Here is a 25,581-nt window from a genome sequence, read left to right on the forward strand (position 1 = left end):
TAATATTTTTTTTGGATCTTTTTTGTGAATTCTTATTATTTTGTCGACGCCAATAGTTCAGTCTGGTCTGAATACGCTATTGAAATGACAAAAGATTATTTTCTGTGGATGGATAAACAGATTCTTGATGTTTGCAATTTCTCCATTGAGGATGTAGTTGGTATACCTTTAGATGAATATATTCAATTGTCAATGAATAAGATCGTTCCTAAAAACGAAATTAGATCTGTGTATCGTTTACTAATTGAGGGTGATCAAGCTGTTGCGATGGGGGGATTGCGTAAACTACCTAATGGGCATGGCGAGATAGTCAGGCTCTATACAAAACCAAGTAGTAGGGGTAAGGGTTTTGGCAGGGCAATGCTTGAAAAAATTATTGATGAAGCTAGAGATTTTCATTTTCCTGTATTAAATTTAGATACGGGGATTTTCATGAGGGATGCGCAATCTCTTTATATCTCCAATGGATTTCAGTTCTGCGATCCATATGATGGGGCAGAGCCTCCCCCTCGCTTATTGCCTTATTGGCTATATATGAAACTGAAGCTTTAGGTTCCTAATTTTCTATTGAGTAAATTTACTAAGAAGCTAATTTATTCTAGTAAGATTGATGTAATTTCTAGCTTAATCACTATCTGGGTTTATTCTTTATGCGTATATTTCTATTGATACAACTTGTTGTATTGCTTGCTATTTCAGGTTGCGCTAATACTAGAAGTAGCAGTTTTAAAGAAATGTCATCGGCATATCGTGAGGTTGTGGAGCAATACAGTACAGATAACATTTTATTAAACATCGTGAGGGCATCTAATAATATGCCTCTTAGCTTCCTCGATATACCCTCTGTAGTGGGTTCTGGAAGTATGACAGTTAGTGCCGGTATTGGAACAGATGTCTATAGCAAGGCCCCAGCCTCTGTTGGAGGATTTTTTTCTGCTGCGAATACAGCAACTGATTCTTCAAATACCTCTGGCTCACTAGGAATGTCAATAAACAATGGCTTTACTTTTACTCAATCTTCGCTTGATAACAGTTCATTTATGTTGGCATTTTTGAAGGAGATGCCTATTGAATATGTTGACTACAAGGGAACCGAAAGATTAAGGCCCAGAACAGTTGAATATTCACTGTTAATAGACAAAATTGAGCTCGTGAGTCCCGATGGTGAAAAAGTACTGCGTTTTGTAAATGACCCAATGGCTCCTCATTATCAGAAATTTCAAGAGGCTCTATTGTTACTTATTGAGGTTGGATTGCGTGCTGAGAGCAGAACTCAATCTACACCAATTACTCCTCCAATGAGTCAGGCTGAATATCTTGCTTATTCAAGAGGTATGAATAATGCCTTAATTGACAATATAGTTAAGGGATCTATTGAGGTGGTTAAGAAATCTAAAGGTAGTAGCATTTCTTATCAATTATTCAAAAATACACCTTATTCAGTTATGTGTGTAAATAAGCATGAGGCAAAAAGACTCTATGACAATTTTTTCCATGAAGCCTCATATTGTGAGACCTCAGCCGTAGATGATGTCTCGGAAATGAATTATTCAAGCGTCTCGAATATGTATAAAGAGCGTAGTCGTGATTTAAAGGATATGAAGATCAATATAAAATTACGATCGGTTGGTAATGTTTTTGACTATTTGGGTAGCGTGATGCTTGTGCAGCAAAAAACACCCCCAAAAGATGTTTTAATTTATCCGTCTCGAAATTTATTGCAAAGTTACTATGATGCTTATAAAGAGCCAACCCCGCTCTTAAAAGTTTATAAAAATAATTCATCAATTAACCCTGTGGCGAGCGTCAAGTATCGTGGCGATATTTATGCCATAAGCGATGATGATGATTCTTACTCGAAAATTGTGATCGAATACCTTTCTATTTTGCTCACTATGGCAAAGGTTCCGGGATCAATACCTGCATCTCCTGCAGTTCTTGTGAGGTAACTTTAATAGTCAGCATGTTTATTGTTCCTTTTAGATCTATTTAGCTTGAGAATCCCAGCCATGTGCCTAGGCCAGTAGCAATAAAAAAGATAAGGTAGCTAACTATTGGCGCAAGCTGAGCGAAGTATCGGCTTGGTATCTCTCTTGGGGAAAGCGTTTTTAGAAAAAGCTGGTATTGAATTGCCGTGAGCAGGCAGATTGTTGAGCCGATGCCAATAAATATAATCCCTACGATGGCTGATAATTGAATGCTTGATGCATCAAAATCATTGGATAGCTTTAGAAACCTGATAAAGAGTCCAAAGCGTTCAATTACAAATCCTAATGCAATGAATGAGATCGAGGATCTTTGCCATGCGAGTAGAGTGCGTTCGGCAGCAAAGAAAACTTGTGGATTGTCAAGTTGAGGCTGATTTTGATTCATTTTCAAATGCTATTAATTTAGAGTTTGCAGATGACCGCACAGAATTGATAGCATTTTTTTGGTTGAAATAAAACCGAGCATTTTTCCCAAATAGATACATATCGTAAATACGTAATTCTTGAGCGTTAATTTCCTTAATAACTTCTAAAAGTTGCTCCTTAGTATTTGCTGCTAAGACAGCCTCGTCCAATATTCTTGTCTCTACAAAATATTTTTCCATTAAGCCCTCTGACGGGAAGAGTCTAAGGGAATTCAAAAGCTTAAATGCTGGAAGAATTAGTGCAAAAAATGCAAGAATGTAAATCCAAATGCTGTCAAGAAGGCTTGCAATCCAAATTGGAAGGTATCCAAAGAGTGAAGGTGTTCCATCCCTATAATAATGTTCCGCTATGGGGCTGAGCGGAAAATTGTTATCTATGTCTCTAGGAAAAAATCCGGGGTCCGAAAAAAATGTGCCTGCTGTGCGGCTATATTCTTTTGCGGCCAAAATAAATCCCCATTGAATAGCTCGGTGAGAATTTTTCTCTACTAAAAGATTTGTGGTTGATGCCAGTATTGTGATGTCATGTGGGGGGTCAACATTTTCAATGCTGCGAGATCCCTTCGGGATTACAAGTTTTTGTAAGAATGGCAATTTCTTCAGATAGGCGTCCGCTAAGCTAAAGTCAGCAATTTTGATGGATGCATCGCTAAGTAGATGCTTAATAGTTTCAGATTGAGTGCTATCCACAATAAAGAGAGCATCTATTTTTCCTTGCTTAAGAAGTTCAGCCCCCTCCTTATGTGGAAGCTCCAATAAATCGTTTGATATTGGGGTTTTGATACTTACTTTATTTAACTTTTGAAATAGGATATTAGTAGCGGTACCCGGCGTGCCAATAGAAATCTTTTTGCCTTGTAGATATTTAAATGGATCGCTACCTGTAGGGGCGCCCCCTTTATAAAAGATCCATATTGGAGCAAATTGAACGCTTCCCAATGAAACTAGGCCTGGATACTCTTCTTCGGTAGCAGAGCCTACCGTTAAAAAACTTGCGTTAATTTTTGATTCATCTGAATACAGTCCTTTTAGTCCAGCAGTAAGGCCATTAGTGCCAACTAATTCAAGATTGATGCCATTTTTCTGAAAATAGGTTTGAAAACTTTTTGCAATTTCCTGGGATGAGGAGCCATCTTGCCCAACAGCAAGATATGCTGTTTTGGGTGGAAGTGGATTCACGTACAAGATTAGCGTGATTAATCCAATGATGAGGAGGGGAATGTAGATATTGAAAAATAAAACTAACTTTATCCACCCCTTTTTTTCTTTTGCAAAAAAATGCTTAAAGTAATGTTTAATTTCATCTGATTGGGTTTTGGCGCCAAATTTCATGATTTACCTAATCTTTATCAATTGTGAAAATTAATGCGCTATTTTTCAATTTTTTATTAAATTTATAAGTTCGTTCATTTTCGCCTTTGGTGATTGGTATTGGCATATCCTGGGAATAAATATTTAATTGGTCGCCAAAGACGCCTTCTATATTAACTGATGTACCCCTGTAAAGCTCAAGGTAGGAGGCCCCGTCATCCGACTCAAAATCGAATAAATCTCTGTCTTTAATCCCATTTTTTGGCGAGCATATTTTTAAACTTTTATGTATCTCTAATCTACTGCTTGAGAGGTTTATGGCATCTTCTGCTGGATTTTTAATGTCAAGTGAATTGAGTGAAATATGGGAGTTTGTTAAATCCAATCCATCATCGCCCGAATAATTACTAGAGACTGAGCTTATATTCCACTCGTGTTTATCAACGCCAAGTATTGAGATGCCATCTATATCTTCATTAATTGATGATTGCCCATCCTCTTTTCCTAGATATCGTAGGCTCAACTTTTTGCCTGTAAATGAGGAGAAAGGGATTTTCATTTTTTTTGCAATCTTGATGGAGTCTTTAGAAGCGGCATTTTTTGTTCCCAAGAACCATACGCCACCGTTGTCCGCTAATTTTATTGTTTTATAACTCTTGTCAGCAGCACTAATAGTCAAATTGATAAATTTAAAAGAAGATCCTTGGTTAAAAATGAGGGCAGATCGCTTTAAGCGACTTTTTCTGAACATTCCATTAACTAAATAAATCTTGGCGCCATCTTCTGCCCTCAGGCTTGCCGCTTTCAAAACCTGAACTTCACCCTCAACAATGTAGATGTTTGATCTTCGCAAAATCATATTGTGGGAAATTTTTGGCGGTAAAAGAATGTAATTCTTGGACATTTTCGATTTTTCTTAATTAAACTCTATATTTGTAGTTATTATATTTTGATTGAAGTACTTTAAAATACTAAGAATTTAGATGACAGGCCAGTTCTTATATGTTTAAAACTTATTTCCATCTTCTTTCTGATGGCGCTCTTTTATTCATTTTCCCAATCCTGTCGTGTGCAACCCTTTTTTTGATTGCATACCTTTTCAGGCGTTATCAAAAGCGTTTTGGTTTAAGTAACTACGATCCAGACATATTGGATACTGCGACGCAAAATACCATGTCTGGCGGCTATGTCGTCCTTGGATTTGTCCTCGTTTTGGCCATGACCACTGTCTCAGAGTTAGAGAGTGGAGTATCTAAGGAGGCTGCTGCAATTAGGGGTCTAGACAGGATGCTGGTTCTTGAGGGGTCACCTCCGGCTCTCGAATCGCGAAAGTATCTACTGGAATATACAAAATCTATACTCCAAGACGAATGGCCCGTTTTAAAAGATGGTCAGGGGAGTCAAAAAACATCCCTTGCGTTAAGAAATCTTTTTAATGCATTGGATCAAATTGGCTCTGGAGCGATTAAGGACAATGTTGTTTATAGCAAGGTGTTAGAGCAGGCGGATAAGGTTGCTGAGTTGCGCAATAATCGAAATTACAATGTACAAAGCAATCTTCCAGATACTTTTTATATTGTTAGTCTTATAAGTATTATTGGCGTCATTCTGATTTGCAGTTTAAGGCTTATTGAGGCTACTAGAGTTAGGATTATTGCATTAACCATACAGATAATCATGCTCACTCTGATGTTCAGTGCGATAGTAATTATTGATCTACCCTATATTGGAGATACGGTTACTTCCTCTGAGCCAATTCAAAAAGCCTATGAAAGTATATTGAGTCAATTTCCAACTCAATAAGTATTAGCATAAGAAGGGCATATCCATGAGAGCTGGGGCCTATATAGGTGATTACGGTATGGTATGAATATCTCCAGCGGTACTAGAGTTCAATGGTTTGCATGACTTTCCATTCCGCCCCCTCCATTAGCAATTCGAGTAAAAAATTGGAAATATTTATCTAACGAGTATTGTCGGAGATGGTGGAATCGAGTTAATGCGCTTAGAGAGCGTCAGCATTGTTGCGAGAAACTCAAAAACTGACTTTGTATAGCTTCCATCATCATCCTTGATGTAATAGACATCTGATCTATAAGTAACCTTTGAAATTGCATCATCAAGGTTACCATTTTTATATACCTTAAATAATGGTACTGAAATCGCAGGATCACCATAATTGGGTTTATAGGTAGAAACATCTTTTGATGTAACCATTACTAGTCGCGATGGATCTTGATATTGTGCAATCAATGCATTTCCTAGGTAATCAAAAATATTCCCCGTAGATCTCAACTTGATCCGCAATTCAAGCTCTTTATTGCGAGGATTTCGTTCGTTTAGGATTTCGGATAAAAAGCCTGAATATTCTTTTTTGCCTAATTTTTCTTGAGGAATTGGGGAGTCTGTGCAATATGAAGATTTACCTAATTTTTTCCCAAATAAGTTCTCTGACTTATATTTATTAATGCAAAATCTCGTGGCTGTATTTATTTTGTATAACTGATGATGCGCCTTGCCATCTATAGTAATCTTTTCAAGACTAATACCAGATTGATTGGCGGTATCTTTAATGAGTTCGACATATTTTTGATAGTTTGCAACAAACTCTTTCTCGCTGATGGGAGGGCCAAGGGGTTGCTTGTTTGGGTGAGCCTCGACTGTAAGCCCGGCATCGAGCAATACATCCAGAAGAAATTGAAACTCTTTGTAGTCTTTGCTGCGTGGATCATTGGTCCACCAGGCTACCTCTTCATTATCAATAGTCCTTATCTCAATATTATCAATAAGAAGCAGCAACATAGCTGGTCTGGGAAGATTTTTTTGGCTTCCATAAAAACGGATTGTTTCTGGTGGAACATCTTCTAGAAACTTGCTCATAAAGTGAGCATTATCCAAAGAGGATTGAGTAAAGGTAAAAGAATTATTAACGGCCATGCCAAGCGAGCTGCCATATATTGTTGAGTTGCTTGGCAGTATTCCTGCTGCAGGCTGTATCGGAGACTGGGCATTAGCTAGGGTGGTAGATGCGTTAATGCCAGCAGTGCCCGTATAACTACCGCTTCCTACTACAGACGGGATGTCCAGAAAGCTCATTGGCATATCTTTCGAGGCGCGGACAATATTTAGGAGAATATTGTCATTGGCATATTGCTCAACAACTTCGCGATAAGCTGAGGATGTGTCTCTGAAGTTTGCTGATTGAGTTGATACACATCCAGATAGGATGCCGATAATAGATAATGAAAGAAGTTTTTTCATTTAAGTGATTAGTAATAGGTTAGTAATTGCACTTAGAACGTCATAATGATTTGATATGGCGCTAAAGATGTTTTTTCGTATTTTGTAATAAATTAGCTGCACGCCCAGTCGGTCTATTTTGATAATTGAGAAGCGCAAGTTCATATGCTTTGCTGGGATTATTGCCTGATCCCACATAGAATTCAACAGCATGATCAGCAAAAGCTAGCGGATATCTGTCAAGAAGGCTTGTGAACAGTGTTTTCGCTAATTGAAGATATTGCGCAGAAAATTTTGGTTGATTTTTTGCTGCATAAATTTCAGAAATTCTCCAGCTAACTTCAGGGTCTGTGCTCCCAAGTGCTGGCTGTAATATTTTTAGGGCTAAATCATTTTTGCCGGAAGCCATATAAATTTCCGCTTGATGGAGTCTTGCTTTTGTGTACTTAGGCATGTAGGAAATTGCTTTTGCATACCAAGAGGATGCGAGATCTTTATTGCTAGGCTTGGCTATTTCTCCCCACAGCATTCCCAATTGAAAGCAAATCCAGGCTGGAATGAAAGGTGATGGATTTTTGTGTCTATAGTTTAAAGCCTGGAGATAGATTGAATTAGCTTTTTCAATCTGGCCCATATCGGCAAGTAGGGCAGCATATGGTATTGATTCTTCAGGAGATTCTGAGGCCTGCGCTCTTTCTTCTCGAAATATCAGGACCTCCTGTTGATCTCGCGCGGTAGCTTGTAGAACACTCATTTGAACTTGCTGAATTTCATTGAGATTGCCGTTTAGAAGCTTAGATCTGCGCAAATACTCTTTACAGACATCAAATAGATGCATTGACCCAGAAATTTGAGCGGCCTGAATATAGGCAGTTGCGGACTTTGAATTGTTAAGCAAAACTTTTTCTGAGAGATTGGAAAGGCGATCTAGGGATGAATAATCCCCCAAAAATTGAGAGTTAACTAGCTCTCCATTGATTATCGCGCCAGATATTACTAAATTGGTTGGTTGCGCATCAAAGGTTCGATATAAGCGAGCCAAAGAGCTAAGATGATTATTTACTGCTATATCGCCATCAGTAAAAGAAATGACTGAATATTCTTCTTGTATTTGAGATTTTGGAGCTGCGTTAGTTGTTGAAAGTCTTAATAAACCGCCTATTGCTAGGCTCGTCCCAATAGTTCCACCCAAAAACTGTCTTCTATCCATTATTTGCTTTGCCAAATTTTTAATAACGTTTTAAATCCGAGCTTATAAATTGGTGCTTTGGATTGCTCTCTGATGCTGGCTATTTAGTTCTTTAGATTATAAAGTTTCTACTCGGTCAAATTTTTTTTCAGAGTACAAAATTTAGTCTCTGGCCTATTGTTTGAGCCTTGACTGATATGTAAGATACCGCAATTACGTCAAAAATACACAGTTTCTAGATTAAGTGAGTTTTTATCGCACAAAATCACATTTGTCGGATTACCTGACAAACCGAGTGGTCGACCTTACTTAAATCTGAAGTTAAGCTACAAGTGTCCGGAAACGCGACACTTGCAAGTCTCTTGAGATACTCACGGTCAACCAGCGTCCGCCATCCTAATCCATAACGATTCACAAGATCATCTATTGTCGTCAGCAGTCACCACTTTTGCCGAACCCAAAAGAAAAAGCCCCTAGATTACTCAAGGGGCTTTTTTATAACTGGTGGGTCGGGCGAGATTCGAACTCGCGACCAACGGATTAAAAGAAGTCGTGGGTCTTCAAAACCTCATATAAATCAATAGTTTGTAGGGTCAAAAAGTCACTGTGCGATTGAGTGTGCGATTGCATTTTGGTGCAAAGTTCGAATCTGTAGGTCGGATTTTGAACTTTTTGGTGTTACCTTATGGATCAGTTGGGTTTACCTGCTTGACTCTTAGAGTGGTAAAAGATCGCATTAATCAATTCGTCAAGCAATACAAGGGTTAAGAGTGATTTCGGTGGGCGTGTGATACGGTGTTGGCTTAAACGACACTAATTTCACCATTTAAATCTCATGGAAGATTTTCTTATAGAAATCAAAATTAAAAGCGTAGAATTAAAAATTAACCTAAATAAATTGGCAATTAAATGTACGTATCAGTAAGACTTAAATTCGCAATCGCCTTGATTTTTTCATTGAGCTGGATGGGGTTGTCAATTTGGTTCTCTCTGCCCTGGTACTCCGATCTAGCGGATCAAATAGGTGGGATATATGCGTATTTTCTGATTACGATGATCGCAATTGTTCCAGGCTTTATGAATGCTTTTGTTTTTATTTCTTTACTTCTGGATAAGCGTCCGCCAGTAATTGCTGATCAGCGGTATATACCGGTAACAATATTAATAGCTGCTTATAACGAAGTTAATTCGATTGAAGATACTCTGGCGAGCTTAATGAAACAAGAATACCCAGAGAAGATAAAAATCATCGTAATAAGTGATGGCTCAATAGATGGGACAGTTGATAAAGTTCGCAGTATTGCTGCAAATAACTCAAATATTGAATTAATTTATTTACAGCATAATGGAGGAAAGGCTTCTGCACTTAATCACGGCCTGAGTCATGCAACTACAGATATAGTTATTACGATTGATGCTGACGGTTATGTATTCAAAGATGGAATTCGCAACCTAGTTGGGCGATATTTGTCCGATCCCTCTGATACAAAAGCAGTAGCCGGTGAAATACTGATACGAAATTCACGTGAAAATTGGATCACAAAGGCGCAAGAATGGGATTATTTCTTAGGCATTGCTAGCGTTAAAAGAATTCAATCTTTATTTCAAGGCACATTGGTCGCGCAGGGGGCTTTTTCTCTCTATGACAGAAAAGTCTTATTAGAGCTTGGTGGTTGGCCGGAGATGGTTGGCGAAGACATTGTATTAACCTGGAAGATGCTTAATCGTGGTTATCGGATTGGTCACGCCGAGGATGCACTTGTATTTACGGATTGCCCTAACACCCTTAAGAAGTTTGTTAAACAGCGACAGCGTTGGTCCAGAGGGTTGATTGAGGCATTTAAGGAAAATCCGTTATTGTTGTTTAGGCTTCGATTAACCACCTTATATGTTTGGTGGAATACGATGTTCCCATTGATGGATATTGCCTATACCTTTGGATTTATTCCAGGGCTGATTTTGGCGTGTTTTGGAATTTATTGGATAGTTGGTCCCATGACCTTGTTCTTGCTGCCAATGGCTGCATCATTAAATTGGCTCATGTACATCAGAGGCAAAAAGATGTTTGAGAGTGAGCATCTTCATATTCGAACCAATTGGTTTGGATTTATATTTTATGTATTTGCTTACGGCTTAATACTTCAGCCTGCATGTGTGTATGGATACTTCTCTGAATTTTTTAATCTTAAAAAATCATGGGGCACGAAATGAGCCGCGTCCTGAAAAGTTTTACATATTTTTTCCTTAGCTTGGCAAGTGGATCTGTCCTAGCACAACAAAGTACTCCAACGCAGGCGATTTCAATTCCTAATGCATATATAGCATCGGATAGTGAGGGATTTTCGACTTATAAATATCGCGCTGGATATATGCCTTTGTATAGTAATGGTGAAAAATATACCGGCATTAACTATCAACATAATTACTTTACGCAAGGATCTTGGGATTCTTCGGCAGAAGTTTATACATTGCTAACTAAAGCAATTGATTCTAAAAATGGATTGGGCTATAACGCGAACATTAGCTATAACCTCCAAAATGGCCATAAGTTACTTGCAACTGATAGCTCATATAGTCTGCAGGCAACAAGTACGACAATCGTGGAGGCTTTGTTATTTAGGGATCGAGTTGAAACTCAAAACTCGCTGAATAATGGGATTTATTACACTTTTCCCGCTATCAGCATTGAGCAAAAAATCATTGATCGTCTGTCGGTGGTGCTGATGGGTGGGAATATGTATTTTTCAGATACTAATACCAGGCCAACTGCTAAAGCTAAATTAATCTATGATTTAGTTCCTGAGTATGGGCTTACGGCTCAATTGCGTTACAGGCAGTATCGAGATACGAATACTGCCGTACCAAACAACTATTTCAATCCATCCGAATATAGCGAAACTATGATCGCTTTTGGCTTTAGGAAGCGTTACGAAGGGTGGATGATTAATGGCACGGCTGGAGTTGGCCGTCAAACTGTCAATCAAGACCCAAGTACCACGACTCAGCTCTATGAGTTGGCGGCCACAAGCCCTGTAGCATCAAATGATTATTACTTTAAAACTCGTGCCGGCTATGGAAAATCAGCAGGATTTTTGGGTCCCAATTATTTCTATCGCTATGTGATGGAAGAGTTAGTTATTCCCTTTTAACCTGCACTAAAAGGCAACTTGATTTCTGCCGTTATTTTTTGCCCTATACATTGCCTCATCTGCTTGCTTTATAAGAACTTTGCAAAAATCATTAATAGCAGTAATCGACCCAGTTATTTCAGCAATGCATATGCCAATGCTAATGGTCAGCTGAATTGGCTTAACGCTTGATAGGCTATAGTCAACTTTTCTCTCAACCTGCTCTCTAATACGCTCTGCGATTATCTTGGCTTGCTGCTCGTCAGTATCGGGAAGAATAATAATGAACTCCTCTCCACCCACACGCCCAAAGTGATCATTACTGCGCAATAGACTTCTAATATAAGTAGCCAATGAGTGAAGTACTTCGTCGCCGATATTGTGGCCGTGTTCATCATTGATAAGCTTAAAGTGGTCGATATCTAACTCAAGTACAGCGAAAGGTTTTTTTGTTCTCTGGGATCTCTTAATTTCATTAGATAACTGGTATAAAGTTTCTGTACGACTTAAGCAATTGGTTAGTGGATCAAGTTGAGAGAGGATCGACATTAATTGATTCTCAGTGTTTACTTGAGACATTAGTTTGTGAATGCCAATAGTTCCAATTAAAAGCGAGGCTGAGATTGTCAAGGAAAGAATGGCATCTGTCATATTGAAGTGATTAGTTTCTAATATGGAAAAAATAGGGCTAATTCTTCGCCCTAACATTAAAGTTAAACCAAGGCATAGAAAAAGCCAGCCCCACTTGTACCTTGTCGGCGATTTGATTGCTAGCAAAAAGGAAAAGAAAGCTGTTCCTGCTTGCGTTATAAAAGATAGAGAATATAAAAATAAAGCAAATATGCCCATAAAGCCCATGTAATGATTGATTTAATTTAATTTCTCACAGTAGACTCTAGCCGTCAATCAAAATCCCGTCATTGAGTAAATTTATCGGCTAATATTAAAAAATGAATGATCATCGATTGGTAAAACAAGTTTGGGCCTTAGCAGCTTATTCAAATGCAATTAAAGTTTTGCTCAGGGCAAAGACGCAGCTAGAGCTAGTTCAGGGTGTTTGTGAAGGAATTACGAATCAATTTCCTTACGTAGTTTCTTGGGTAGGATTGATTAAGGAAAATCACACTAAGGATCTACTAGTAGCAGGTGTATCGGGTTCTGCAAGCGCTTACTCTGATGGAATTATGGTGAGCTGGGATGAGAATATGCCCAGTGGTAGAGGTCCTTTGGGTGCCGCAATCCGAACTCAAAAACCGTCTATAGTTGATGATTGTGATATTGACCCAAATTTTTTGCCGTGGAGAGATCGAGCACAAAAATTTGGAATTAAAAGCTGTGTTGCTGTGCCGTTACATGGAGGGGAAAAGGTTATAGGTGGCTTAATAGTCTATGCAAGCATTGCTAATGCATTTTCGTTGCCTGAAATCCATTTATTTGAAGGTCTTGCTGATGAAATTGCTTTTGGTATAGAGGGTTTGCAAAATCAAGCAATCATAGAACAAGATAAGTTACGCCAAGAAGAGTCTCAAAAACTACTGATTAAATCATTAGAGTCAATGGTTAGTGCAATGTCTACAACTATGGAATTGCGCGACCCATATACTGCAGGACATCAATATCGTGTAGCCGTTATTTCAGAAGCTATTGCCAAGGAGATGGGTTGCAGTCCAGATCAAATTCATGGACTGAAATTAGCCGCTTTAGTTCATGACATCGGAAAAATATCTATTCCTGCAGAAATATTGATGAAGCCCGTTGCGCTGACTGACCATGAACATGCAATTTTAAGAGACCATGTCAATAATGGATATAAGGTGCTTAAGGAAGTTCCTTTTGTATGGCCAATCGCCGAGATAGTCAGGCAGCATCATGAGAGGATTGATGGCTCTGGTTACCCGCTGGGGCTAAAAGGCGATCAAATATTACTAGAGTCAAAGATACTGGCTGTTGCTGACACGCTAGAATCAATGTCGACATTTAGACCATATCGCCCTGCATTGGGTATTGATAAAGCAATGGAATTGGTACTAGGTGAGTCGGGCAATCAATTAGACCCATTACCAGTTCAGGCGGCAAAAAAGTTGTATGACCAAGGGGCTCTTAATATGCTTAATAGTCGCAAGTAGTTTGTCGGGTTACCCGACAAACTATGCGCCAAAGTGCCTCGAAACGCGACACTTGTTTAGTGGTGATAGCGATACTCCTGAGTCTTTCCGCCATAGCCATAGCTAGCAGCCCTAACATCTTGAACGTAGATATAGCTTTCCTCATGAAGGTTGCCTAAGATGCGCTCAAAACCCTCAAATGCTTCTTTAATGTACTGAGCTTTTTCATCTTTGGTGTTGGTTTCATCGGTAATCTTGATGTCAAAGTAAAAGCTATTCTTGCCTTGTTCGCTTAATAGCTTGCCGCCTACCATCCAGCACTCTGGATCAGCATAATCAATCGATATAGCAGTTACTTCCTTTTTCTTACCCAGAATACGATGGGTGAGGTCTAGCAATAGTTCATGAATAGCCTTGGTAGTGGCAATATTCTTTTGTCCGCTGACTTTGACGTTCAAGATTGGCATGTAATTCTCCTTAGTTAATTGATAAAATAAGTTAGCTATGCAACTATTTTTGAAATAAAAAAGATCCCTACTTCAGGGCAGAGCTAATAACTCGAAGTTGTCCGACAACATCCTCAAAGTGGTTGGTGCCAAGTACTTTTTTCAGACGCTTGGTTATGGCGCCGCTGGCTGCGTTAATGGCATCCTTCATATCAACAGCCCTCTTAGTGGGATGGATCTCCTGTTCGCGACCATCTTTCTCAGAAGTAAGGCGCTTAATTAGTCCCAATTTCTCTAACCCATCCAATCCTCTAGTAGCAGTAGGGCGACTGATATTCATCTCTAACGCCAGCTCACTTTGTAATAGTGGAGCTTTATCTAAAACTACTCTGAGCATGAAGGCTTGTGATGGGGTGAGGCCAAAAGGCTTAAATGCGTTAGTCCATTCACGCTCTAGCTGGCGAGCTAGGCTGGTGGTATTGAAATAGAGGCATTGTTCAAACATGGGGATAGTGTAATCGATATTAATTAGCTATGCAACTATATTGAAATGAAAAAGCCCCTAGATTTCTCAAGGGGCTTTGTATAACTGGTGGGTCTGGCGAGATTCGAACTCGCGACCAACGGATTAAAAGAAGTCGTGGCTCTTCAAAAACCTATACAGCATAGGGCTTTGAGCGACCAAATATGACCGTGCGATTGACTGTGCGATTGCATTTTGGTGCAAAGTTCGAATCTGCGGGGCGGATTTTGAACTTTTGAGGGTTACTTTAAGTAGCTCTGAGGCTTATTTGATCTCGCTCGGAGTAGTAATAGATCGTACTAATACTTGCCCCAAGTAATGCATGGGTCTATAGTGAATCTAAGTAAGTGTGTAACAGAGTGTCGTTTAAAACGACAAATAGCTTAATTTATATCCTTGGCTAACTTGGTGATTGCACTTTCATATTGCTGACAATACTTGATTAGTTCTCCAAGAGTATTAAGTTCTAGTTTATCTCTCAAATTTGCTCGATACATCTTTACCGTTCTCTGTGAAATGCCCAATACTTGTGCCACCTCAGACTGTTGCTGACCGCTTCCAAGAAGCAGCAGAACTTCAGCCTCACGTTTAGTAATGGGAATATGGATATGCTCCCTGGTATCTGAAAATGTTTGCTTTGAGATTGATTGAGAAAGAGTGTTAAATTGTTTTTCTAGTACATCCCTCACTTGATCTGGAGTGAAGGGCTTAAGGATAAAGTCAACAGCACCGCCTCGCCATGCATCAATAATGTCAGATTGCTGGGCATTACCACTCATAAAAACAATGGGAAATTGAGCATTCATTGATTTGAGATTTTTCTGTAGCTCAACACCATTCATTCCAGGCATCTGAAAATCAAGCAGAATGCAGGTTGGTACGCCATCCTCAAATTCGAATTGCTTGTAGGCCTCCAAGAATGATTGCGCAGAATCAAAAGCGATAATTTTGTAGTTACGTGACAACCAATTCTCCAGTCCAGCGCGAACAATGGGTTCATCATCAACAATAATTACCTTGGCGTTCATCATGAATTAATTATCCTCCTGCAATTCTTCTGCTAACGGAAGATGGATTTCGAATATTGCCCCGCCTGTTGGAAGATTTAAGGCGGTAATACTGCCATGATGTTTATCGATAATCGTTTTACAAAGCCACAATCCAATACCAAGACCTTCTGGTTTTGTGCTCTGATAAAGCTCGAACATGTTTGAGGCAATATTGTCAGATATGCCGCTGCCAGTATCTTTTATGGCAATGACTGCAGAGGATTCAGTTTGAAAAATGCTCAAATCAATTTCTTGGCGCTGCGTTTTGGCATTTTCAATAGCATCTATTGCGTTATTAAAAATATTAATAAGCACTTGTTGTATTTGAATTGGGTTGCCAACAATGATTGGGCTGCCTGTATAAGAAACCTTAAGAGTAATGTTTTTTGATTGAAGTGTTGGTTTGATTATCTCCAACACCTCATTGCAGGCGCCCTGAATGTTAAATCTTTTAAATTCAGGTTCTTTAGCGCCAAATAGCTTTCGTAGATTGGTAACTAGGCCAGATACCTTACCAAGTTGCTCCGTTACGGTGTTCAGAATTTGGACTGACTTTTCTTGATCACCTTGATCGATCAGATCACGTTTTACAGATTCAGTTTGCAAGAGGATCCCGGTGATGGGTTGACTTAATTGGTGCGCCAATGAATTTGCTAGGGCGCTGATTCCTAGAGCTCTATTTGAGGATATTAAGCCTTGCAAGAACTGCTCTTTTTCATTGGTCAATTTGACTAAATTCTGATTTAAAGGGTTGTCATTGCTAGTTCTAGGATCTACCCAACTGACTCTTAAAGCAAGATAGGAAAAGTATCGAACTAGGTTAATGGAGAACCAAATGGAGAAAAATATTATTGCCAATGGCACGGGATTAAATGGCGTCATCGGAGCGCCCGTGAAAAAACTGGAAAAGCGCAATACATGAACAACGGTTAGGCCTAATTCTGCATAGAGGATCCACTTGATAAAAAGATTGGATTCAAGCCCATTGCTATTGGTTCGTTTGCAGGCGATGTAGGTAATTGAGGTAACGCAGATTGAAAAAGATGAGAAAAAGAGCAATGGGAATCGAGGTCCGAAAGCTCCACGAAAATATTCAATAAACCCACAATAAGCGGTTACAAAAATAATCCAATAAATAAATTCCCGAATCTGAATCTTTTTAGTTAGGGCTTTGATGCTCAGTAATATCGCTATCTCGGAGAGGAGGGTGACGACCGACAGAACGAAGAAAGATGGATGACTTATAAGGTTGGGTAGAACATTGAGCACAATAACGATTAACAATGCCAGCAGCCAAAGAAATTCTGATAGCAAGAAATAGCGCCCTGATGTATCTACTCTGCCTTTAAATGAGAAATACAGCGTGCTTGCTGACACGATCGTGAGCATGGCAGGAATAACCAAGACTAAAACAAAAGTATTCATGAGTGATCGCTATTGCTGTTAGTGAATGCTTTTATTTTATGGTGATCTAGGCCCTAGATTGCGTTTTAACCATTCAAACAACGCAAATAATCTAGAATTGTCCAAAAGGACACTGTACTTTAGGGCATAGCCATTATGGGCAGTGTCTTACAGGGCGTATTTTTAACTTAACAAATTAGGGAGAATCCATGCATCACATTTAACCAGCAGTTTATGCAGAGAGTTATCAAATGAAAGTATTGAACATTAAAAAAATTGCATTTGCTTCGGCTTTAGTTGCGAGCAGTTTATTTTCCGTTAATGCTAATGCTCAAACAAACCTAATCAATGGCTTCACCATTATTTATACTGGATCCAATACTGGGCTAGATGTTAATTCAGGTACAAGTGGATCATTGCCACCAACCAATGAAATTAGCTTTAAAACAAATATTTTTTCTATTGCCTCAGGGCATGATTACTCTCTGAGCTTTACTTTAAGCAGTGCGATATCTACAGCCCCTCCAGCTGGTCAAAATATTTTGCTAAAGATAGGTGGGGGTACTACTTTAACGATTTTGAGTGGTGCTTCTACAAGTAGCCTTACATCAGGAAATCATGTGTACAGTCTGAGCGCATCGACATTGGCAAGTTATACTGGAAATCGATATATACAGATCGGTTTTAGCAATGATAGCGCCCCATTCATGCTGACTAATCTCTCGTTTGTGGATGGCAGCACTCCTACCCCAACACCAACCCCATCTGTGTCCACGGCCGATACTCAAGCATCCCTTCAAAACACTGCTGGCGCATTGCATGGTATTTACACCCTCCAAAATTCTGTATTAGCCAATAGCTTTACCTATGACTGCGCTGTATTTGATAAGAATGGTGTTTGCGTTTCTGCTGGTGGTCGTAATACGGCGGTATCAGCTGCTAATGGTTTAAATAACACCAGCGGTCTATTGATTGGTGGTTACCGAATTAATGGCAACTATCGTGTTGGCGCTTATGTTGACCAGAACTTATCTGTAAACAATGCGGGTTCAACGGTTAACCTTGGCAACAACACGCCTTTGATTGGTTTGTTTGGTGCTTGGAACGAGCGTCAAGACGGCGCAGGCACTGAAGTCAAAGTATCTGTCGCTTATGGTCAAAAGAACACCACGATTACTCGTGCTGTAGTAGGCACCAGTGAAGCTGGCTCGGGCGGTTCACAGTTAAACAGTCAAGGTGCACAAGCAGTAGCTAAGTATGGTTTTGGTGTAGCCAAAGATGTGATCGTGTCACCATATGCTGGTATTCGTTACACCCAAAACAATATGGGTGGCTATACAGAAGCTGCAACCGGTACTGTAACTGCACCATTAACTTATTCTGCTCTTAATACCAACGCTACTACAGTATTAGCTGGCGTTGGTGCTTCCTACAAGTTTGTGCCACAAGCTGCTGTATTTGCTAGCGCTGGCGTAGAGAGTGATACGAATACAAGTAATGGGGCATTAAGTGCTACTGGTGTTTCTAACTTAACCCCAGTGAACTTCAATAGCAATCCAGTGAAAACCAGAGCGACTGCTACTGTTGGAGCTTACTATGATGTTGAGAAAAATCAACGTATTGGTGTAACTGGAATCTACCGCCAAGAGCCATATCAAGCTGTTTCAACAGCGACTGTAATGGCGACATACACAGTTGGTTTGTAAATTATCTACGTATTAAACAATCAACCCGCTTCGGCGGGTTTTTTGTTGCCCATAATTACGTTTGTCGGGTTAACCGACAAACCATGTTCAAAGTGTCTCGAAACACGACACTTTCTAACCAAATCTTCCAATAGTCGCCTAGTCTCAATCAAGCGTAGCCCATCCCCACCTATTAACGTCTACAAGATCCCATATTGAGTCCACACAGTAACAACATATTCCATTTAAGTGAAAGAAAAGGGACCACATTACTGTGATCCCTTCGTATAACTGGTGGGTCGGGCGAGATTCGAACTCGCGACCAACGGATTAAAAGAAGTCGTGGGTCTTCAAAACCCTATATAGCATAAGGCTATGAGCGACCAAAAAGTCACTGTGCGATTGACTGTGCGATTGCATTTTGGTGCAAAGTTCGAATCTGTAGACCGGATTTTGAACTTTTCAGGCCCAAATATATCTAGGTCGATTCCACACCGGGCCCAATTGTTGGGCCAATTTAATTTCTATTGTTGATCCTTGGTGTTAAAAAGCGGTTATGAATACCGTTATCCAAAACTTCAAATTATTAATAGTACTTACTTTTGGGTATGGCATCTTTTACTTTGCCAATAACCTTTGTACTGATTTCTTGTATTTGACCCCCGGGGCACATTTAGTTCATCTGCCAAGCGGCATCAAAATACTGATGACCCTCATTGCTGGACCGATTGGAGCATTAGCCATCTTTATTGTTTCCAACGTTTGGGGTGTGATGTATCCCTTTCCAGGTCAATTTGGCTTGGTGTTTATTTTATCTATCGGAAGCGCTGGAGTGCCTTGGCTTGTTTGTAAGATCTGTTCGGACAAGCTTGAATTAGATGGTGAGTTATCAAACTTAACCTTATCCGCATTAGTGGCCATTTCTCTGAGCTATGCGACATTAAACAGCTTAGTCACGCAATCTATTCTTTACTTGGCTGGTAATTCTCAAGATTTGTGGAGTGGGGTTGGCGTGATGTTCTTGGGAGATATCACGGGGATTCTGTTAGTTGTTTCAATAGCAAGATGGATCGCTGGTATGCGCAGGATTAAACTAGAGGGATGAGTAATTTATATATTCGCTTTTTAAATACGATTGATGTTTTAGAAAGATCAAATCCTGGCAGGCTTTTAGATTCAACCGAAATCCAGTTGCTTGAATACATGCTCTTGGCAACAGATAAAGGTCAAACTTTATTAGTGGGCGATTTGATTCATTTGAGCCAATTTGGTTCTCAAGCTACTCTACATGGCAGAGTTAAAAACCTTGCTGTGCTCGGTTATGTCAAGTTGGTTGCTGATAAGGCAGACGGGCGTAAAAAGTCTGTAGTTCCCACAAAACTAGCCCACAAATATGTGCAATTCTTATCTGAATGTATTGAAGCAAGTCTGAAGAAGTCTTAGATTGAAGCAAGCAGCTCGTTTTTTAGTAGAGCAAATTTATTCAGCGTCTAGTTATTGGACGGTTAAAGATTTTTCAATAATTTCTAAAGCTTGAGCTGCTGTCTTGGCAGGCTTCCCGTTTCCAGACTTTCCAATTACAAAATGCTTATCTTTATGCACATAGATATGAAGATATTGCTCATTTTTATGAGTGCCAATCACCACTTGTAACACGGGTTCATGACTTGCTCTATCAAAAGATTCAGTAAAGCTGGTGTAATCGAGCTCGTTTGGATGGCTTTGAGCTATTTCACGAATAAGATTGCTAATACTTTCCACAAGTTTGCAGTATTCCCAGTGAAATTTGGATCAGAATGCCTAAGCTCTTCAATCGCAATCGCGTGTAGCGCGCTATTAGCCATCGTCTATTTCAAGATCTCTATATGAACATGGGCATCTAAATCCTCAAGGGCGCCACGACCATCAATGCCTGCAAGAGTCAAAGCCTCCTCTTTAAAGTCTTCAAGACTAGGATGTGTGCCATCGCCACCTAGGCTGACGATGTAAGTCCAAATCACTTGACCTCGTTGGTCTTTACGGTAGATATCGACAATGCGCCTCATAGTCCACCTCCTCTAAATTGACTATACGCCCAGATTGCCTAAATAGTTATAGTTTTTAATAGTGCAGCGCCGCAATTTAGTGTAGATGGAGCGTATTGAATCCTCTTTTCTAAACGGCATAATTTCGAGGGGGCATCTAGTTGCTAGGTGCCGTAATTCAGCTACAGTATTGAGGTATGAGTTCTGATCAGATCTTTGCCGTTACCGAAACTACTTTTTTAGTACCGGCGATGGATTGCCCATCTGAGGAGCAAATGATTCGTATGGCATTAAGCTCATTGGTAATCTACTCAATGAGTTTTGACATTCCTAATCGCAAAGTAGTTATTTGCCATTCAGAAGATCCTAATCAAGTTTTAGAAAAGCTTTTGCCTTTAAATTTTGGCGCAAGTATTCAGAGCAATAGATCCATTGATTCGGTGCCTACTCAAGTTCAAGATAAAGAAAAGATGGCTAGAGAGCGCTCAGTTTTAATTTGGCTATTGGTACTTAATGGTGCTATGTTCTTTGTAGAGATCATTACTGGTTGGCTGGCGCAATCTGCTGGATTAATTGCTGATGCTCTTGATATGTTTGCTGATGCAGCAGTCTATGGCGTTGCTTTATATGCTGTTGGAAATGTCGCCCATAATAAATTAAAAGCCGCGAAATTAGCAGGCGTTGTTGAGTTATTTTTAGCTGTAGGTACTATTTGGCGAGCCAGCTATCAAATTTATACTGGGGCGCAGCCCGAAGCCAATATGATGATTTGGATTTCTGTGTTGGCGTTAGCAGTAAATGTGATCTGCTTGTTCTTAATCTCTAAACGCAAGAACGACGGGGTTCATATGCGGGCAAGTTATATCTTTTCTGCAAACGATGTGCTTGCTAATATCGGCGTTATTGTTGCCGGCATATTGGTAGCTTGGTTTAACAGCCCAATTCCTGATTGGTTTATTGGCCTAGCAATTGGATTCTTAGTGTTGAGTGGGGCAATTCGGATATTGAGATTGAAGTAGGTGGAATGTGTGTCGGGTAACCCGAAAAACCATGTGCCAAAGTGTCTGAAATCGCGACACTTACAAGTCTTTTTAGATGCTTATAAGGCAGTCAAATTACTGCTGGTTATGCGCTTATTTTTAATGAGTGAGGCTAATGAAGTGATATTGCATAGCAGCATTCCTGTCCTGGTGCTTAATTAAGGCGATTAGCCCTAACTTTACCCATCAGCAAAGTTTTGTTTGATATAGTCAGACTCATAACAAGTCCAACCCAATGTTTTCGGGAGTTGGGGGAGACGCTAAGCCACCTTCGGGTGGTTTTTCTATGGCAGGCACCAAATGTTTAATTCAGTATTTACAGGCTACGCAGATACCATCAAATTGCTAAGGCAGTTTGAAAGACCGATTTTGCTCCGGTTATTGAAGTAGGGTTTGGATCAAGAACTTTCTTAGATCCACTTCTAAAAGATGGATTTTTAAACCTAACTGCCGTTGATAATTCACAAAAAGCACTGGCAGCAGCTAAAGAGCAATACCCTGGTTATGAGCCCCTCTTTCGGTGGCCTGCAAGATCTGAACTTGCTGCTAACAGAATTTAAGATTGTTTTTCGATTTTAGGTAGATCTTTAAGCTCGTGTAACCATGGCATAGCAGAGCGGTGCCAGATCTGTTTTGTCGGGGTAAGTTGCGCTCTTTGCTTAAGAGTACCAACACGAAGACCAAATATTTCTTGGTCAAACTCGCTAGTGGCGTAAATAGGAGAGCTGCAATCAGGGCAAAATGCTTGAATGCGACGATTACCGCTATCAGATATTTTCAAGTAAGTTTTAGGCTGGCCTTGTAGTAATCTGAAATGCTCTTTAAGAGCTGGAACTACAACCCTAAATGGTGCGCCGGCCATTGCTTGGCAATCCGTACAATGACAGATAACGACTTTGGCTGGATCAATTTCTGCCTCAAACTTAATTTTTTCACAGTGACAAGCCCCATCAACATGCATCATACGATTTCCTTTGTTTGAATGTAGTCAATTTAGCACGGCCAATGTTCATTTGCTTAATTAAATGATTATTTATGAAATCCACTTATGAAAGGTGGCTATTGGCAATTAACTTTCGGCTAGCCAAATATGAAATGTCGGGTAACCCGACAAACCATGTGCCATAAGTATCCAAAATCGCGACACCTGTCTTGTGGTGACATCGATATTCTTGAGCCTTTCTGCCATATCCATAGCTAGTAGCCCTCATCAGAAATGATGATGTTTTTAATTAAGTGCTGGAAAGTGTGCGATTGTACTTTGACGAAAAGTTTGAATCTGTAGGTAGGATTTCGAACGTTTCAACCCTCGATAGAGCTAATCTGATCCCGCCCTAGGATGCCAGAATAGTAAACCCTCATCAGCAATGGTGGGGTTTTTGTCTTTTGGGTGTTGCCAAAGCAACGGTTAGGTTTTCCTGTTTGATGCTCTGAGTGCCAATAGATGACGCTAATATTTCTATGGGCTATATAAGGTTGTAAGGCCGATTTAAGTGGTATTTAAAGCGAGAGTAAGTGAATTGTTATGCCCCATCGATTGATGGGGCAAATTTAATTAGTACTTATTCTTTCTACGGTCTCCCTTGTTGCCTTCGCCACCACCTTGTAATGGCATAACGCCGTCTTTATTTTGTTGTCCAGGTGCAAATTGTTTTGCAGATTGACCTGAGCCTTTCTCTTGTCCTGGTGCAAATTGTTTTGCAGATTGACCAGATGCTTTTTCCTTGCCGGGCGCATAACTACTATTGCCCTGAGCAAAGGCGATAAAAGGAAGCGTTAGAAGAATAGCTATTAATATACGTTTCATTTAAATCTCCTTATGGAATATTTTATTTCAATGTCTAAAAAGCTGTCTGATTTCGATTGCGTGAATTTAATACTCACTTGATATTAGGATATTGTTATATTGACACTGCAAGAAGAAAAACATAAGCTGGCAGAGAGCGATTAAGCAATATAGACCTCTGCCGGTAATAGTCTTTCTAATTCGCAGAAGTCGATCCACCTGACGAGGTTCCTTTTCCTGGCTTAGTTCCGCCACTAGCTTGAGGCTTCTTGTGCGATTGGTCTATTGCATAGCCAGCTATAGCTCCAACTGCTGCGCCGCCAACAGCGCCCCAAATAGGATTTCCATTAAAGATAAGTGCTCCAGCAGTTCCTGCCGCAGCGCCAATAGCTCCGCCCGATAGTGTACTCTGTTGGCTACTATTCATATTTGAACAAGCCGTAATGCTGGCAGTGATTAGCAAAGTAGCAATTAATTTATTGTTCATGTTATCTCCTATCTTTTTACGCTTTTCTTGCAAGGGAAACGTTCAGAAAAGAAGCGCAAAATATTGCCTGCAGCTGGTTCCATTGCGTATTCCGGATGCTTGTCTGACCATTTGGTAAGGTCTGCAATAACCTCATCTCTAGTAGAGGCAGGCTGATTCATGCAGATAAGGGATTCAACCTTTTTTGGCTTGCGTGAAACCATGTATGAGTCGTAGACCGCAGTCACATACCCGATACAAAAACTTCTCGATTCAGGGCTTGAGGGCGTTTTACAAGTACTTATAACTTCTTGAGTGCTTGGTACCCGTATTTTTTCCTGCGCTACTGCTTGCGCAGTTGCCATCACGTAAAGGCTAGATGCCAAAATATATAAACGATATTTCATTTAATCCTCCTATTTCATTGCCCTAAATTCACTCTTAACAATATGCGTTAAAAATTAAAGCCAGGACACATGTCCAGTTAACTCCGTAAATATATGCACGGCAAGTAGGCGATAGAGATTTATAAGCAATAAATTGATTTATCTCAAAATAAGAGAAAAATAATTTAATAGACTCAAATCATCAAATCAACAAGGTAAAGAATGAAATTGTGAAACTTTTAAGGGAGCTGGATCATGAAGCTAGTAAAGTTTGTAGCATGCATATTGGTAGCGCTCTGCAGTAGCACACCATATGCGCAAATTCCTAAAGCGCAATATTCAGATGAGATCCCCTATATATCCGGAGGGATAGGTAGTGGTGAGTCTGAAGCAATTGAAGGGCAAGCAAAGCAGTGGCCCCTTATGCTGCAATTTTCACAAATCGATGCAAAGGGATGGGGAAGTTGGATTTCAGGGGTCAAGGTACGAATTTTGAGTAACCAAAAAAACGAAATCTTCTCTTGCACGTGTGAAGGGCCGCTTTTATTGATCGACCTCAAATCTGGAGAGTACATGGTAGAGGCTTCATATAGCGGGGTATCTCAACAAAAGACTCTATTGGTTAAGAAGGGGCAGCCTGAAAAAGTATCCATTTACTGGAAATAGACTGAATCTTTTTGCTAATTTACTCCATTGGTAATTTGATGGATTAGTTTGTAAGGCAGTCAACCAGTCGTTCAAATTTCTTGGTATCAAAATTTAGATTGTCAAATCTAAATAGAGACGGATTTTCTGGGGGCTCGGTTCTACGTACCCTATATTGCTCCCAATGAGCAAGTTTCCATTCATCACGTGCATTAGCGCGATTTTCTATTCTGCGTTTTGCTTCATTCTCAATCAGGTCTATCCATGCTAAACGAATAATTGTGTTCGTTGGTATACCTAAAGCAGCTGGACTAAACATTTTGCCGCTTTTGATTTCGGATGAAAATGGAGCATCTAAGATGATGTTGACTCCAAGCATAAGATTTTCTCGAGCAATATCGACAATTCCAGAGTATTCCCAGTCTCGTAAGTTCTTCAGAAAATAAGGGCTATCTCGATCATTTGGATTATTGGTTGTTAATTCCATGACATGAGCGCTATAAGCTCCAAAAACAGTATCTTTGTCGAGGAGGAAAAAAGCTTCGCCCGTTTTCTCAATAATTAAGGGTAAGGCTTTTTTGGCTAAAGTAGACTTGCCCGTACCTGAATGACCAGCAAAAACAATTAGGCGCGGCGCTGATGGAGATAAATTGCAGCCCATTTCATATCAGTCTGGCATACATTCAAATAAATGACCAGTTAAAAACGTAATTAGATACAAATATATTTTTATTGCTATTC

28 protein-coding genes are annotated in these 25,581 nt (G+C 39.8%); 11 read left to right on the forward strand and 17 right to left on the reverse strand.

Translation table 11 applies throughout. The annotated features are described in order from the left end of the window. Positions 1-84: 84 nt before the first annotated feature. Both NHB35_RS03315 and NHB35_RS03320 read left to right on the forward strand, forming a co-directional pair. On the forward strand, positions 85-552 hold the full coding sequence (locus NHB35_RS03315) for a GNAT family N-acetyltransferase (protein WP_353432982.1): 468 nt from the start codon (positions 85-87) through the stop codon (positions 550-552). A 98-nt stretch (positions 553-650) separates the two neighbouring features. Further along, positions 651-1,949, forward strand: a complete 1,299-nt coding sequence (locus NHB35_RS03320; protein ID WP_353432983.1) for a hypothetical protein — start codon at positions 651-653, stop codon at positions 1,947-1,949. A 40-nt stretch (positions 1,950-1,989) separates the two neighbouring features. Here NHB35_RS03320 and NHB35_RS03325 read toward each other — a convergent pair whose 3' ends face one another. From NHB35_RS03325 to NHB35_RS03335, 3 genes are read right to left on the reverse strand one after another with little or no spacing between them, the layout of a single operon-like run. After that, a complete protein-coding gene (locus NHB35_RS03325) occupies positions 1,990-2,373 on the reverse strand; it encodes a DUF202 domain-containing protein (RefSeq protein WP_353432984.1) in 384 nt (127 codons plus the stop codon). Beyond that, the gene (locus tag NHB35_RS03330) at positions 2,348-3,745 is read right to left on the reverse strand and encodes a TAXI family TRAP transporter solute-binding subunit (RefSeq protein WP_353432985.1); all 1,398 of its coding nucleotides are present in this window, start codon (positions 3,743-3,745) and stop codon (positions 2,348-2,350) included. Before NHB35_RS03330 ends, NHB35_RS03325 begins: the two co-directional genes overlap by 26 nt. Before the next feature lie 7 nt (positions 3,746-3,752). Beyond that, the gene (locus NHB35_RS03335; RefSeq protein WP_353432986.1) at positions 3,753-4,628 is read right to left on the reverse strand and encodes a hypothetical protein; all 876 of its coding nucleotides are present in this window, start codon (positions 4,626-4,628) and stop codon (positions 3,753-3,755) included. A 98-nt stretch (positions 4,629-4,726) separates the two neighbouring features. Between NHB35_RS03335 and NHB35_RS03340 the strand changes: the two genes are divergently transcribed. Beyond that, complete coding sequence (locus tag NHB35_RS03340) at positions 4,727-5,527, forward strand: hypothetical protein (RefSeq protein WP_353432987.1); 801 nt, start codon at positions 4,727-4,729, stop codon at positions 5,525-5,527. A gap of 156 nt (positions 5,528-5,683) precedes the next feature. On the opposite strand, the gene NHB35_RS03345 is transcribed toward NHB35_RS03340, so the two are convergent. Both NHB35_RS03345 and NHB35_RS03350 read right to left on the reverse strand, forming a co-directional pair. Continuing rightward, positions 5,684-6,985, reverse strand: coding sequence for a hypothetical protein (locus tag NHB35_RS03345; protein WP_353432988.1), 1,302 nt, complete (start codon positions 6,983-6,985; stop codon positions 5,684-5,686). 61 nt (positions 6,986-7,046) lie between these two features. After that, positions 7,047-8,174 carry a hypothetical protein gene (locus tag NHB35_RS03350; RefSeq protein WP_353432989.1) on the reverse strand — a complete coding sequence of 376 codons (1,128 nt, stop codon included), beginning with the start codon at positions 8,172-8,174 and terminating at the stop codon, positions 7,047-7,049. A 924-nt stretch (positions 8,175-9,098) separates the two neighbouring features. Here NHB35_RS03350 and NHB35_RS03355 point away from each other — a divergent pair. After that, a complete protein-coding gene (locus NHB35_RS03355) occupies positions 9,099-10,364 on the forward strand; it encodes a glycosyltransferase (RefSeq protein WP_353432990.1) in 1,266 nt (421 codons plus the stop codon). Continuing rightward, positions 10,361-11,302 carry a hypothetical protein gene (locus tag NHB35_RS03360; protein WP_353432991.1) on the forward strand — a complete coding sequence of 314 codons (942 nt, stop codon included), beginning with the start codon at positions 10,361-10,363 and terminating at the stop codon, positions 11,300-11,302. The genes NHB35_RS03355 and NHB35_RS03360 overlap by 4 nt, the downstream gene beginning before the upstream one ends. Before the next feature lie 6 nt (positions 11,303-11,308). Here NHB35_RS03360 and NHB35_RS03365 read toward each other — a convergent pair whose 3' ends face one another. Beyond that, a complete protein-coding gene (locus tag NHB35_RS03365) occupies positions 11,309-12,139 on the reverse strand; it encodes a GGDEF domain-containing protein (RefSeq protein WP_353432992.1) in 831 nt (276 codons plus the stop codon). 92 nt (positions 12,140-12,231) lie between these two features. On the opposite strand from NHB35_RS03365, the gene NHB35_RS03370 reads away from it, so the two are divergent. Then, complete coding sequence (locus NHB35_RS03370) at positions 12,232-13,407, forward strand: HD domain-containing phosphohydrolase (RefSeq protein ID WP_353432993.1); 1,176 nt, start codon at positions 12,232-12,234, stop codon at positions 13,405-13,407. A 56-nt stretch (positions 13,408-13,463) separates the two neighbouring features. Here the strand turns inward: NHB35_RS03370 and NHB35_RS03375 are convergent, their stop codons facing one another. From NHB35_RS03375 to NHB35_RS03390, 4 genes are all read right to left on the reverse strand, one after another. Next, a complete protein-coding gene (locus NHB35_RS03375; RefSeq protein ID WP_353432994.1) occupies positions 13,464-13,853 on the reverse strand; it encodes a 4-oxalocrotonate tautomerase in 390 nt (129 codons plus the stop codon). A gap of 67 nt (positions 13,854-13,920) precedes the next feature. Next, entirely contained in the window at positions 13,921-14,337 is a 417-nt protein-coding gene (locus tag NHB35_RS03380; protein WP_353432995.1) for a MarR family transcriptional regulator, read from the reverse strand. 401 nt (positions 14,338-14,738) lie between these two features. Further along, positions 14,739-15,386: a response regulator gene (locus NHB35_RS03385; RefSeq protein WP_353432996.1), complete on the reverse strand. Its 648-nt coding sequence runs from the start codon at positions 15,384-15,386 to the stop codon at positions 14,739-14,741. Between the two features lie 3 nt (positions 15,387-15,389). Next, entirely contained in the window at positions 15,390-16,829 is a 1,440-nt protein-coding gene (locus tag NHB35_RS03390) for a HAMP domain-containing sensor histidine kinase (protein ID WP_353432997.1), read from the reverse strand. Positions 16,830-17,059: 230 nt separating this feature from the next. Here NHB35_RS03390 and NHB35_RS03395 point away from each other — a divergent pair, with 230 nt between their 5' ends. The 3 genes from NHB35_RS03395 (at position 17,060) to NHB35_RS03405 (ending at position 19,936) form a co-directional block, all read left to right on the forward strand. Then, on the forward strand, positions 17,060-18,514 hold the full coding sequence (locus NHB35_RS03395) for an autotransporter outer membrane beta-barrel domain-containing protein (protein WP_353432998.1): 1,455 nt from the start codon (positions 17,060-17,062) through the stop codon (positions 18,512-18,514). Positions 18,515-19,049: 535 nt separating this feature from the next. Then, positions 19,050-19,598, forward strand: a complete 549-nt coding sequence (locus tag NHB35_RS03400; RefSeq protein ID WP_353432999.1) for a hypothetical protein — start codon at positions 19,050-19,052, stop codon at positions 19,596-19,598. Next, on the forward strand, positions 19,595-19,936 hold the full coding sequence (locus tag NHB35_RS03405; RefSeq protein ID WP_353433000.1) for a hypothetical protein: 342 nt from the start codon (positions 19,595-19,597) through the stop codon (positions 19,934-19,936). The genes NHB35_RS03400 and NHB35_RS03405 overlap by 4 nt, the downstream gene beginning before the upstream one ends. A 51-nt stretch (positions 19,937-19,987) precedes the next feature. On the opposite strand, the gene NHB35_RS03410 is transcribed toward NHB35_RS03405, so the two are convergent. Next, complete coding sequence (locus tag NHB35_RS03410) at positions 19,988-20,254, reverse strand: hypothetical protein (RefSeq protein ID WP_353433001.1); 267 nt, start codon at positions 20,252-20,254, stop codon at positions 19,988-19,990. An 86-nt stretch (positions 20,255-20,340) separates the two neighbouring features. Then, on the reverse strand, positions 20,341-20,538 hold the full coding sequence (locus NHB35_RS03415) for a hypothetical protein (protein WP_353433002.1): 198 nt from the start codon (positions 20,536-20,538) through the stop codon (positions 20,341-20,343). Between the two features lie 176 nt (positions 20,539-20,714). On the opposite strand from NHB35_RS03415, the gene NHB35_RS03420 reads away from it, so the two are divergent. After that, the gene (locus NHB35_RS03420; protein ID WP_353433003.1) at positions 20,715-21,536 is read left to right on the forward strand and encodes a cation diffusion facilitator family transporter; all 822 of its coding nucleotides are present in this window, start codon (positions 20,715-20,717) and stop codon (positions 21,534-21,536) included. A gap of 577 nt (positions 21,537-22,113) precedes the next feature. On the opposite strand, the gene NHB35_RS03425 is transcribed toward NHB35_RS03420, so the two are convergent. The 4 genes from NHB35_RS03425 to NHB35_RS03440 all read right to left on the reverse strand — a co-directional run bounded on the left by NHB35_RS03425 (position 22,114) and on the right by NHB35_RS03440 (position 24,216). Continuing rightward, entirely contained in the window at positions 22,114-22,521 is a 408-nt protein-coding gene (locus tag NHB35_RS03425) for a GFA family protein (protein WP_353433004.1), read from the reverse strand. 591 nt (positions 22,522-23,112) lie between these two features. After that, a complete protein-coding gene (locus NHB35_RS03430; protein ID WP_353433005.1) occupies positions 23,113-23,364 on the reverse strand; it encodes a hypothetical protein in 252 nt (83 codons plus the stop codon). A 175-nt stretch (positions 23,365-23,539) separates the two neighbouring features. Further along, entirely contained in the window at positions 23,540-23,830 is a 291-nt protein-coding gene (locus NHB35_RS03435; RefSeq protein WP_353433006.1) for a hypothetical protein, read from the reverse strand. Positions 23,831-23,838: 8 nt separating this feature from the next. Beyond that, positions 23,839-24,216: a Rap1a/Tai family immunity protein gene (locus NHB35_RS03440; RefSeq protein ID WP_353433007.1), complete on the reverse strand. Its 378-nt coding sequence runs from the start codon at positions 24,214-24,216 to the stop codon at positions 23,839-23,841. Positions 24,217-24,450: 234 nt separating this feature from the next. Here NHB35_RS03440 and NHB35_RS03445 point away from each other — a divergent pair, with 234 nt between their 5' ends. Next, complete coding sequence (locus NHB35_RS03445; RefSeq protein ID WP_353433009.1) at positions 24,451-24,861, forward strand: carboxypeptidase regulatory-like domain-containing protein; 411 nt, start codon at positions 24,451-24,453, stop codon at positions 24,859-24,861. 43 nt (positions 24,862-24,904) lie between these two features. Here NHB35_RS03445 and NHB35_RS03450 read toward each other — a convergent pair whose 3' ends face one another. Then, a complete protein-coding gene (locus NHB35_RS03450) occupies positions 24,905-25,501 on the reverse strand; it encodes an AAA family ATPase (protein ID WP_353433010.1) in 597 nt (198 codons plus the stop codon). Positions 25,502-25,581: the final 80 nt, after the last annotated feature.

Source organism: Polynucleobacter sp. MWH-UH23A, assembly GCF_040409805.1.
Classification (GTDB): domain Bacteria; phylum Pseudomonadota; class Gammaproteobacteria; order Burkholderiales; family Burkholderiaceae; genus Polynucleobacter.

Coding starts and splice junctions, on each gene's coding strand:
- NHB35_RS03315 (WP_353432982.1), top strand. CDS start 85: ATGACAAAAGATTATTTTCTGTGGATGGATAAACAGATTCTTGATGTT.
- NHB35_RS03320 (WP_353432983.1), top strand. CDS start 651: ATGCGTATATTTCTATTGATACAACTTGTTGTATTGCTTGCTATTTCA.
- NHB35_RS03325 (WP_353432984.1), bottom strand. CDS start 2,373: ATGAATCAAAATCAGCCTCAACTTGACAATCCACAAGTTTTCTTTGCT.
- NHB35_RS03330 (WP_353432985.1), bottom strand. CDS start 3,745: ATGAAATTTGGCGCCAAAACCCAATCAGATGAAATTAAACATTACTTT.
- NHB35_RS03335 (WP_353432986.1), bottom strand. CDS start 4,628: ATGTCCAAGAATTACATTCTTTTACCGCCAAAAATTTCCCACAATATG.
- NHB35_RS03340 (WP_353432987.1), top strand. CDS start 4,727: ATGTTTAAAACTTATTTCCATCTTCTTTCTGATGGCGCTCTTTTATTC.
- NHB35_RS03345 (WP_353432988.1), bottom strand. CDS start 6,985: ATGAAAAAACTTCTTTCATTATCTATTATCGGCATCCTATCTGGATGT.
- NHB35_RS03350 (WP_353432989.1), bottom strand. CDS start 8,174: ATGGATAGAAGACAGTTTTTGGGTGGAACTATTGGGACGAGCCTAGCA.
- NHB35_RS03360 (WP_353432991.1), top strand. CDS start 10,361: ATGAGCCGCGTCCTGAAAAGTTTTACATATTTTTTCCTTAGCTTGGCA.
- NHB35_RS03365 (WP_353432992.1), bottom strand. CDS start 12,139: ATGGGCTTTATGGGCATATTTGCTTTATTTTTATATTCTCTATCTTTT.
- NHB35_RS03370 (WP_353432993.1), top strand. CDS start 12,232: ATGAATGATCATCGATTGGTAAAACAAGTTTGGGCCTTAGCAGCTTAT.
- NHB35_RS03375 (WP_353432994.1), bottom strand. CDS start 13,853: ATGCCAATCTTGAACGTCAAAGTCAGCGGACAAAAGAATATTGCCACT.
- NHB35_RS03380 (WP_353432995.1), bottom strand. CDS start 14,337: ATGTTTGAACAATGCCTCTATTTCAATACCACCAGCCTAGCTCGCCAG.
- NHB35_RS03385 (WP_353432996.1), bottom strand. CDS start 15,386: ATGATGAACGCCAAGGTAATTATTGTTGATGATGAACCCATTGTTCGC.
- NHB35_RS03390 (WP_353432997.1), bottom strand. CDS start 16,829: ATGAATACTTTTGTTTTAGTCTTGGTTATTCCTGCCATGCTCACGATC.
- NHB35_RS03395 (WP_353432998.1), top strand. CDS start 17,060: ATGAAAGTATTGAACATTAAAAAAATTGCATTTGCTTCGGCTTTAGTT.
- NHB35_RS03400 (WP_353432999.1), top strand. CDS start 19,050: ATGAATACCGTTATCCAAAACTTCAAATTATTAATAGTACTTACTTTT.
- NHB35_RS03405 (WP_353433000.1), top strand. CDS start 19,595: ATGAGTAATTTATATATTCGCTTTTTAAATACGATTGATGTTTTAGAA.
- NHB35_RS03415 (WP_353433002.1), bottom strand. CDS start 20,538: ATGAGGCGCATTGTCGATATCTACCGTAAAGACCAACGAGGTCAAGTG.
- NHB35_RS03420 (WP_353433003.1), top strand. CDS start 20,715: ATGAGTTCTGATCAGATCTTTGCCGTTACCGAAACTACTTTTTTAGTA.
- NHB35_RS03425 (WP_353433004.1), bottom strand. CDS start 22,521: ATGATGCATGTTGATGGGGCTTGTCACTGTGAAAAAATTAAGTTTGAG.
- NHB35_RS03430 (WP_353433005.1), bottom strand. CDS start 23,364: ATGAAACGTATATTAATAGCTATTCTTCTAACGCTTCCTTTTATCGCC.
- NHB35_RS03435 (WP_353433006.1), bottom strand. CDS start 23,830: ATGAACAATAAATTAATTGCTACTTTGCTAATCACTGCCAGCATTACG.
- NHB35_RS03440 (WP_353433007.1), bottom strand. CDS start 24,216: ATGAAATATCGTTTATATATTTTGGCATCTAGCCTTTACGTGATGGCA.
- NHB35_RS03445 (WP_353433009.1), top strand. CDS start 24,451: ATGAAGCTAGTAAAGTTTGTAGCATGCATATTGGTAGCGCTCTGCAGT.
- NHB35_RS03450 (WP_353433010.1), bottom strand. CDS start 25,501: ATGGGCTGCAATTTATCTCCATCAGCGCCGCGCCTAATTGTTTTTGCT.